The organism is Shewanella sp. 1180_01, from assembly GCF_052850535.1.
The window spans coordinates 49,869-58,849 of record NZ_VXCT01000033.1 but is presented as its reverse complement, the minus strand read 5'-3'; the positions used below and the strand labels follow the sequence as shown (position 1 = coordinate 58,849).

5 protein-coding genes and 1 pseudogene are annotated in these 8,981 nt (G+C 42.9%); 4 read left to right on the top strand and 2 right to left on the bottom strand.

Annotated features, from left to right (window positions below):
* Nucleotides 1-978: pseudogene (locus tag FW758_RS16280) on the bottom strand (flagellar hook-length control protein FliK); the annotation flags it as partial.
* A 219-nt stretch (nucleotides 979-1,197) separates the two neighbouring features.
* Here FW758_RS16280 and FW758_RS16275 point away from each other — a divergent pair.
* Together FW758_RS16275 and FW758_RS16270 are read left to right on the top strand one after the other, a co-directional pair.
* Nucleotides 1,198-1,983, top strand: coding sequence for an MlaA family lipoprotein (locus FW758_RS16275; protein ID WP_446445933.1), 786 nt, complete (start codon nucleotides 1,198-1,200; stop codon nucleotides 1,981-1,983).
* A 120-nt stretch (nucleotides 1,984-2,103) separates the two neighbouring features.
* Nucleotides 2,104-3,207: a response regulator gene (locus FW758_RS16270; RefSeq protein ID WP_311991493.1), complete on the top strand. Its 1,104-nt coding sequence runs from the start codon at nucleotides 2,104-2,106 to the stop codon at nucleotides 3,205-3,207.
* Nucleotides 3,208-3,316: 109 nt separating this feature from the next.
* Here the strand turns inward: FW758_RS16270 and FW758_RS16265 are convergent, their stop codons facing one another.
* Entirely contained in the window at nucleotides 3,317-4,822 is a 1,506-nt protein-coding gene (locus FW758_RS16265; RefSeq protein WP_446445932.1) for a peptide MFS transporter, read from the bottom strand.
* 475 nt (nucleotides 4,823-5,297) lie between these two features.
* On the opposite strand from FW758_RS16265, the gene rfaH reads away from it, so the two are divergent.
* Both rfaH and FW758_RS16255 read left to right on the top strand, forming a co-directional pair.
* On the top strand, nucleotides 5,298-5,804 hold the full coding sequence (rfaH, locus tag FW758_RS16260) for a transcription/translation regulatory transformer protein RfaH (RefSeq protein ID WP_006085591.1): 507 nt from the start codon (nucleotides 5,298-5,300) through the stop codon (nucleotides 5,802-5,804).
* 686 nt (nucleotides 5,805-6,490) lie between these two features.
* Nucleotides 6,491-8,977 (top strand): SLBB domain-containing protein, encoded by a 2,487-nt coding sequence (locus tag FW758_RS16255; RefSeq protein ID WP_446445931.1) that lies wholly within the window; start codon nucleotides 6,491-6,493, stop codon nucleotides 8,975-8,977.
* The last annotated feature ends 4 nt before the right edge of the window (nucleotides 8,978-8,981 follow it).

Here is an 8,981-nt window from a genome sequence, read left to right as displayed (position 1 = left end):
TGCCTGCGTTGCCTGCGTTGCCTGCGTTGCCTGCGTTGCCTGCGTTGCCTGCGTTGCCTGCGTTTGTGAATTGAGTGAACTTGAAGAGCCTAATGAGCTGTTAAGGTTCGTGACAGGCCCTTTATTGGTATTCGAAAGCGGTATGCCAGCATCGTTTGTTGTTTTGTTTTTGACGCCTTCTGTACTCGTATCTAACTTCTCTAGTTGAGCTGTGCTACCGCTTAGCATAGTTGCCGGCGTATCTACCTTTGTCGCAGCAGTTTGTTTTTTCGGCTCAGGTAAAGAAACGATAGCTTCAAGTTTTTTTAAAAAGGAAGCGATGATCTGAACCGGTTCAACTTTGGCGATCACCATGTCAGAAGATAATTTATTTGTGGGAACCTGAGTTTCATTTACTGGCGCCCCAATAACGATTTCGAGTTTGCTCTGGATTGGGGTGAGTAATAAAATAGGTCGCCCTTGCTGAAAGGTTATTTTTGCTAAGAATTCTCCTTGATTCAGCTGAGGTCCAGAATCTTGTGCTACAACAGTGCCATTAGCAAATTGAAACTCTTTGTTAATAATTGTGACGTTCGGTAATGGGTAGCCTTGAGTTCGAGCCGCAAGAGCCGAAAGCTGCGCCTGAGATATGCCATTTTGTTGCGCCAAATTAATAACAGCCTCAGGGACTTTCAGCGTAATAGGCGTGGCTAAGGCAAGCAGTTGGCTGATGGTATCTTGTGTCGCTGCAGCTGTCGGAGGAGTGTATTGCGTATTGGGCGTGACGAGAAAAGTATTCGCTGTCAATAATATTTGCCGCTGCTGAGCGTTAACAAGCTTTAAATTATATTCTGTACCGTTTAGAATAATACTATCTCCTCCAGGCGAGGTTTGCACCTGAGCTGGAATAGGGCGCGGAGAAGCATTGAGAGCATCAGCTTGGGTCGTCGCAGTATGTAACTGCGGGTTTTGACTGCTAACAAGTGGAATCGACTCCATTTATAGACCTTATGTAGTTTATTCGGCGATACATTCGTTTTGTAAAATTAACAATTGACCAATTTTTTTTGCCAAGTATGCTTATGCGCCTTGTGACAACGGAACTGTCATACTGGATAGTATGCCACTAAGACGAATTATCTTTATATCGTCATTTTTGTATTGTCACTTTAGCGAAAACTTGCTGCCTAAGCTGTAAATTTATATTAAGAGAGCGATATGAAGTTAAAATGGATGGGATTATCTTTGGGGTTATTGCTGTTGCCTAAAGTGCAAGCGGCTGAAGTACCCGTATCAGATACCATTCCGCAGGAAACCCCTGCTAAGGTACAAATCACCTATGATGATCCCCGCGACCCGTTCGAAGGCTTTAACCGTGCGATGTGGGATTTTAACTATCTCTATTTAGATAGATATTTATATCGTCCTGTTGCCCATGGTTACAACGATTACGTTCCTATGCCTGCTAAAACGGGCATCAATAATTTTGTACAGAATTTAGAAGAACCGAGCAGCTTAGTAAACAACGTGCTGCAGGGAAAGTGGGGCTGGGCGGCGAATGCGGGTGGACGCTTTACGATTAACACAACTGTTGGTCTATTAGGTGTCATTGACGTCGCAGATATGATGGGCATGAGCCGTAAGCAAGATGAGTTTAACGAAGTGCTTGGTTATTATGGCGTACCCAATGGACCTTATTTCATGGCACCGTTTGCGGGTCCTTATGTCGTGCGAGAACTCGCGTCTGATTGGGTTGATGGTCTATACTTTCCCTTGTCTGAGCTAACAATGTGGCAAACCATTGTTAAATGGGGACTTAAAAATCTTCACTCCAGAGCATCTGCGATCGATCAAGAGCGACTCGTTGATAATGCACTCGATCCCTATGCCTTTGTCAAAGATGCGTATTTACAACACATGGATTATAAAGTCTATGATGGTAATGTTCCTCAAAAACAAGATGATGATGAGTTACTCGAACAGTATATGCAGGAGCTAGAGTAACCAATAGGCCGTACTTGACAGCATTTGTCTTTAGTATGCAAGTGTTCGCCTTATCGAATAACGTTATCGGTATGTTCACTTGAGTAATGGCAATGCGATGAATTCTATTCAGGAACTTTTATGGCGTTAAATGGTGTCGCGGTTCTTTTAGTTGAAGATGATCCTGTGTTTAGACAGATTGTTGCAAGCTTTCTTGATAGTAGAGGCGCGCAAGTTACACAAGCCTGTGACGGTGAAGAAGGATTATCATTTTTCAAATCGCAGCACTTTGATGTTGTTCTTGCAGACTTAAGCATGCCTAAGCTTGGTGGGCTCGATATGCTTAAGGAAATGACAAGGTTAGCGCCACTGGTTCCTTCAGTTGTGATCTCAGGTAATAATGTCATGGCTGACGTTGTTGAAGCCCTAAGGATTGGCGCCAGTGATTATCTCGTTAAGCCAGTATCCGATTTATTCATCATCGAACAAGCCATTAAGCAAAGCCTGCATAATTCCTACATTGATGATACCCAAGCCGCGGATTTTGAAGCCCTATCCCATCAAGAGTTAAGTGATAACCTCGCTTTACTTGAGCAAAGTGTTGCCGCGGCCAAGCAAGTGCAGCAACAATTATTCCCCGCTTCAAACATCAGTTACCCTGCCGCCAAAGTTGACTACAGTTTGTATAAAAATAGTGACATTAGCAGTTACTTTATTGATTCAACAATGGTCGGCACTGATCACTTGATCATGTATATGGCGCATTTATATCCCGAAGATAATCGAGCCGCTTTTGCCTGTGTTCTGCTGAGAAGTTTTGTTAATCAGAAGCTTAAAGATTTTCGAAATGGCCAAAGCCAAAGCATTATTGAACCATTCAATATGATGAGCTATTTGAACGAACGTCTAGTTAAATCGGGGCTCGATATCAAAGCGGATATGATTTATGTCTCTATTGAGCTAACTAAGTACCGTGCTGCTATCGCACAGGCTGGGAAGGGACTGCGTTGTTATCTGCGTAATGACGAGGGATTAAGCCCGCTAGCGCTTTCAGAGAGCCTACAGCTGGGCGTATTAGATTGGGGTAAGCCGAGCATTCAGTTCCGCAGTATTTTACCGCAAGAGCAGTTGTGTATTGCGACCAGTGAGCCTGAACATAAACAGGCTTTGCTTGATAATAAATTTAAGGGATTGGTTTACGATGCCGCAATGCCCGAAGGTGGTTTCCTCCAGTTGAGTCTTTAGCTCGTCGCTTACGTAATTATGAAGTTAGTATTCAGTTCAAACAAGACACAACGAAAAACGCCTTACTATTGGTAGTAAGGCGTTTTTGTTTTTACGGTCGAATAGCTAATTAGCGTTTTATTGCTTCATGCTCAGCAGTTATAGCAATTTCACTTTCTAATATTTCAGCTTCAGTCTGATGCTTGCTTTCAGCGCCATGCATCCAGTCCACTAATTTATCAGCCATAAAATACAGAATAATGCCTGAAAGTGCCGCTGTAATGGCAATGCCAGAGAAGATCGCCATTGCATTCGCCAGTTGTTCTTCTTTTGCACCGCCATGGCCGATGAATGAGCCAACCACACCGCCAATCTTGTTGGCAGCAGCAACGAATAGGAACCAAGCGCCCATCATCAAAGATGCGATACGCAGTGGAGCCAGTTTAGTCACCATAGACAGACCGATAGGTGATAAACAAAGTTCACCCATAGTGTGGAAGAAATAAGCGCCCACTAACCACCACATGCTCGATTTGACTGATGCATCACCGCCCATCTGCATTACAGCGCCTATCATAAATAGGAAACCGATCGCGAGTAGAAACAGACCAAGTGCAAATTTCACTGGCGAGTTAGGCTCATTCTTACCTAAGCGGATCCAGATAGAAGCAATCACAGGGGCAAATAATACGATAAAGATAGCGTTTAATGATTGGAACCAAGTTGTCGGAACTTCAAAGGTACCGACCATACGATCGGTGAACTCGTTAGTGAACAAGTTCATTAAACCGCCCGCTTGTTCAAAACCAGCCCAGAAGATAATAGTAAATAAACCCATTACCATGATGACCTTAATACGGTCACGCTCGACTTTTGTGAGTGGTTCTTTACGTATTTCGCCTTTTTCTTCCGCTTTTTGTTTTTCAAGCTTAGCGGCTGGCACTCTGCCTATATCGCCTAAATACTTCTGTGCAAACAAGAATTGGATAATTAGAGAGAAGATCATACCTACACCAGCACAGAAGAAACCTGCTTGCCAGTTGTTAACAAATACTTCTTGTCCGTCTACGATAGCCGCGTGTCCGAAGCTAGTGTAAGCCCAAGCCACAATAAAGCCTGAAAGTGCAGCACCTAAGTTGATACCCATGTAGAAAATTGTAAATGCGCCATCACGACGGTGGTCGCCTTCTTCGTATAGATCCCCCACCATAGTGGAGATGTTTGGCTTAAATAAACCGTTACCTAAGATAAGAGTGCCTAGGCCGATATAGAACACCGTTGTTTCTAAACCTGGGATCCAGCTATGCGGCGCGGCAAGTAAGAATTGGCCGGCAGCCATTAAAGCACCACCCAAATAAATGGCTTTACGTTGGCCCAAAATGTTATCGGCTAACCAGCCGCCGATAAGTGGCGTTAAGTAAACTAAACCTGTGAAGGTACCATAAAGTGATAATGCTTCAGCTTGAGTCCAACCTAGACCATGCCCGCCGTCACTCTGTACTTTATCAACTAAATACAGCACCAAAATGGCGCGCATTGCATAATAACTAAAACGTTCCCAAAGTTCTGTTGTAAACAGCAGGAACAATCCCTTAGGATGCCCAAGCATCGTTCCTTGTGGTTTTGCTACGCTCATGAAGTCTTCCACCTTAAGCTCGTGATTGCCTGTGGGCCCCTGAAACAGGATGATGTCACCACAGAAAAATGGTTGTTGCTCGTCCCAATATCGCCTGCTGGTTTAATCAGCAATCAATTAACACAAATGCATTCATTAATTGTTGAATAACCGCTAGTTACGTATGGGTTATTGTTACGTTCTTATAATAAAAGTAATGTATTTAGCTGTAAAATGAGTATTTTCGCTAAAATCCCACCTTATATACCCCTTAAAAGCAACCAAAGTCAATTTTGGTAAGCTAAGTGGTGACATTATCAGCAATATAGTGTTGCTGTGATTTTAGATGTGAACTCGCTAATGTAAGTAGGCGTTGTATGCATACCGAGCGAGAGGCTGGAATAGGCGAAAAACTACTTCCATCGACTTAAGCATCTTTGCTATGATTGCGACCCGTGAATGGACGTCACTTAAAATAGGGTAGTGAGATTAGCGTATGAAGGCATGGTACCTTTTGTATTGTAAGCCTCGTAGTGAAGCGAGAGCGCAACAAAACTTAGCACTTCAAAATTTAGAGACGTATTTACCTATGGTCTCTGAAGAGAAATCTCAACGCGGGCGGAAACAGGTCTGTCGTGTACCACTATTCCCTAATTATTTATTCATCAATTTCGACCCAAGCCAAACAAGCGTTAGGCAGGTCCACTCTACTCGTGGTGTGAATCGAATCGTTAATTGTCAAGAAAAAATGACGCCCATTGACGACAGAATTATCCATGCCATTCGCATGAAAGAATTAACGCCTTCCCAAACGGTATTAGCCGAAGCATTAGAGCTAAAAACTGGGGAAAAAATTCGTTTTACAGATGGGCCATTTGTTGATCTAGAAGGTATTTTTCAAGAAAAATGCCCCAATAAGCGTTGTCATGTTCTATTCAACATTATGGGACAAATAAAGACAGTTACAGTGCCAGAGCAAAGCGTTGAAAGAGTTTGCGGTTAAGTAAGTGATGCAAGCGACATTGTAAGAATTACGATGATGTGTTTGTAGGATATTAGCTATTTTTGCGGTTCATGTTTTTTGCCTGCAATTTATGTAGGTCATTTAAGACATTATAAATCAATGGTTTATTTTGAAGTTGTTGTCTTGTTTGGTTGCAAACTGATGTTTGAAATTTGAACAAGCAGCTTGTTTTTGTTTGTTAATTAACCAGCTAAAACTGAAAGTTTACAGTAAACTTGTAAAACTCAATGTTGTGATAATGTTTTAATTATCTGGCTAGCCCACAGTGGAGGCTAGCTTAGTGTTTAAAGTGGGTATTGAGGCGAATACGATAATTAGTCTAGTTAAGCTATTTTGTTTTTGCTTACCCAAAGTAGAAATTGCTCGGCGTGTTTTCTCAAAAGTTTGATGATGTTACTCGCTAGGAATACTAAAGGATTAGAGCCTTACCATTCTTTACAGTAAAGAATGCTATAGCTTTATTGCTTGAAAAATATGAATTTTCGCATCGCGAAGGGCAATATAGAAGCCGCAATCTATGGGCGGTAGCGTGCCTGAAAGGCATTATGTATTTCAGTTTATGTAAAGACTTCAAGCTGTTTACTGCTCAAATGTAGAACGAATTGTGCTACATCTAAATTCTAAAAAATAAGTTTTGCCCCCATTTTTATAAACGGAGATATCTGGTGCTACGACAAGTCAAAAAATTCATCATACTAGGCATAAGTGCCGCGATTTTGATGGGCGCGCAGGCTAATGCCATTACGCCATCTCCGCAGATGATCGAGCAGTTCAAAGCATTACCTAAGTCTGAACAAGAAAGATTAGCACGCCAATATGGTGTTGACCCTTCAATGATAACTGGGGCCGCTGCTACAGCGACAGTTGTTGAAAATCCTACAGTAGTGACTCCGCGCGCGGCGAAAAATAACGTGGTTGACCAATCGGAAAGCGACCAGCTAAATCAAGCGACTAAGTCAGAATCTACGGTTGAGGCAATCGAAGACAAGAAAGAAAATCAACTCAAACGTTTTGGCTACGACCTCTTTGCGGGTTCACCAAGTACATTTGCGCCAGTTAGCGATGTGCCTGTGCCCGCTGAGTATATGATTGGTCCTGGTGATAGTCTGAATGTTCAGTTGTTCGGTAAAGAAAATAACCAATACACATTAACAGTGGGCCGTGATGGTGCCATTCAGTTTCCTAATTTAGGGCCTATATCGCTAGTTGGTTTGAGTTTTGCTGAGGTGCGCGAATTATTACAGCAAAAGATTAGCCAAAGCATGATCGGCATTGAATCAAATATCACTATGGGCGAATTACGCTCAATCCGTATTTTCGTTGCTGGTGATGCTTTCCAACCAGGCTCTTACACAGTTTCAAGTTTATCGACAATTACTCAAGCCCTATTTATCTCTGGTGGCGTGAACCAAATTGGTAGTTTACGCAACATTCAAATTAAGCGTGCTGGCAAAACGGTAGGCCACTTAGACTTATATGATCTTCTGCTTCGCGGGGATGCCTCTGGGGATATTCGTTTACAATCTGGTGATGTCGTGTTCATTCCCTCTTCAGGTGGTTCAGTAAGTGTGATGGGGGAGGTTCGTCGTCCCGCTATTTATGAACTCAAAAATAATGAAACAATGGCCGATGTTATTCGCATGGCGAGTGGTCTAAACCCAGGCGCTTATCCTAAAGCAAGTACGGTTGAACGTTTCAGTAACGAATCAGTTAAAACCGTAATCAGTGTTGATTTAACCGAAAATGCGGGTTTAAACACCTTAGTTAAAAATGGTGATCTTTTAAATGTAAGATCGGCCTCAAGCCGTATCGATAATGCGATTACTGTCGCTGGTGCTGTCGTTCGACCTGGTAAGTATCAATGGACGAAAGGTCTGACAGTTGCGGATTTACTTCCTTCAATTTGGGGGGATCTCACCATTTCTGCTGATTTAGATTATGCCTTACTAGTACGTGAAATAAATCAGCGCGGCGATATTCAAGTTGAGCGGATTGCCCTCGGACGAGCAATAGGTGAGCCTAAATCACATTACAATCCTCAATTGAATCCGCGTGATTCAATCATAGTGTTTGATTATGCAGACCGCGAAGCGTTACTAAAGCCAATAATTCAAAAACTTAGAGAACAAAGCCGTTTTGGCGATGCTGCTAAGTTGGTCAGTATTAATGGAAATGTACGTTTTCCTGGCCAATATCCCATCACGATTAATGCTGATGTTAAAGAGCTACTTATCGCTGCCGGTGGTTTAGAGGAAGGCGCTTATACACTTGCAGCGGAATTAACTCGCCAACAAGTATCAGAGCAAAATGGGGTGTCAGTTGAGCATGTGCAGCTGAGCTTAGACCGCGTAATGCAAAATGATCCATCTGCAAATATTAAGCTACAAAGCCGCGACATTCTAACTGTTCGCACCCTTCCAGATTGGCAAGATACTCGTTGGGTAACCATTAAAGGGGAAGTCAAGTTCCCCGGTACCTACAGCATTCAACGCGGTGAAAGCTTAAAGGATGTTCTTGCTCGTGCTGGCGGCTTAACGAGCGATGCGGCTCCTCGCAGTGCGGTATTTTTACGTAAATCGGTAAAGGATAAAGAGCAGCTTGAGTTATCAAAACTCGCAGATGAATTGCGCCGAGAGATAGCTGCGAAAGCGTTGACCAAAGATACGCCAACTATTGGCTATAACGATTCACAGCAGATGCTCAATGAGCTCGAGAATGTCAAAACGGTAGGTCGATTAGTTGTTGATATTAATGCCATAGAATTAGGGATTGATAGCGCAAACCTTATGCTTGAGGATGCCGATGCTTTGTACATTCCACCGACCAATCAAACGATTTCAGTTATGGGTCAAGTTCAACACCCTAGTACGCACAGATATAAGCAAGGCTTAACTTTCGACCAGTATCTCGCTTTATCCGGCGGAGCACGTAAACGTGCCGATGAATCACGCTCTTATGTACTGAAAGCTGATGGCTCAGTCCAAATGCCTGAATCATCTTTTTGGTTTAATGGCGGAAGTGCCATGGAACCAGGCGATACCATAGTTGTACCATTAGATACTGAATATAAAGATAACCTAACACTTTGGAGCCAAGTCACTGGGATTATCTACAACACAGCTGTCGCAGTGTCTGTAATCTCAGGGCTGTAGCAAA

Excerpts from the sequence above, each read along its gene's own strand:
- FW758_RS16270 (WP_311991493.1), top strand. The coding sequence starts at position 2,104 with ATGGCGTTAAATGGTGTCGCGGTTCTTTTAGTTGAAGATGATCCTGTG.
- FW758_RS16275 (WP_446445933.1), top strand. The coding sequence starts at position 1,198 with ATGAAGTTAAAATGGATGGGATTATCTTTGGGGTTATTGCTGTTGCCT.
- FW758_RS16265 (WP_446445932.1), bottom strand. The coding sequence starts at position 4,822 with ATGAGCGTAGCAAAACCACAAGGAACGATGCTTGGGCATCCTAAGGGA.
- rfaH (WP_006085591.1), top strand. The coding sequence starts at position 5,298 with ATGAAGGCATGGTACCTTTTGTATTGTAAGCCTCGTAGTGAAGCGAGA.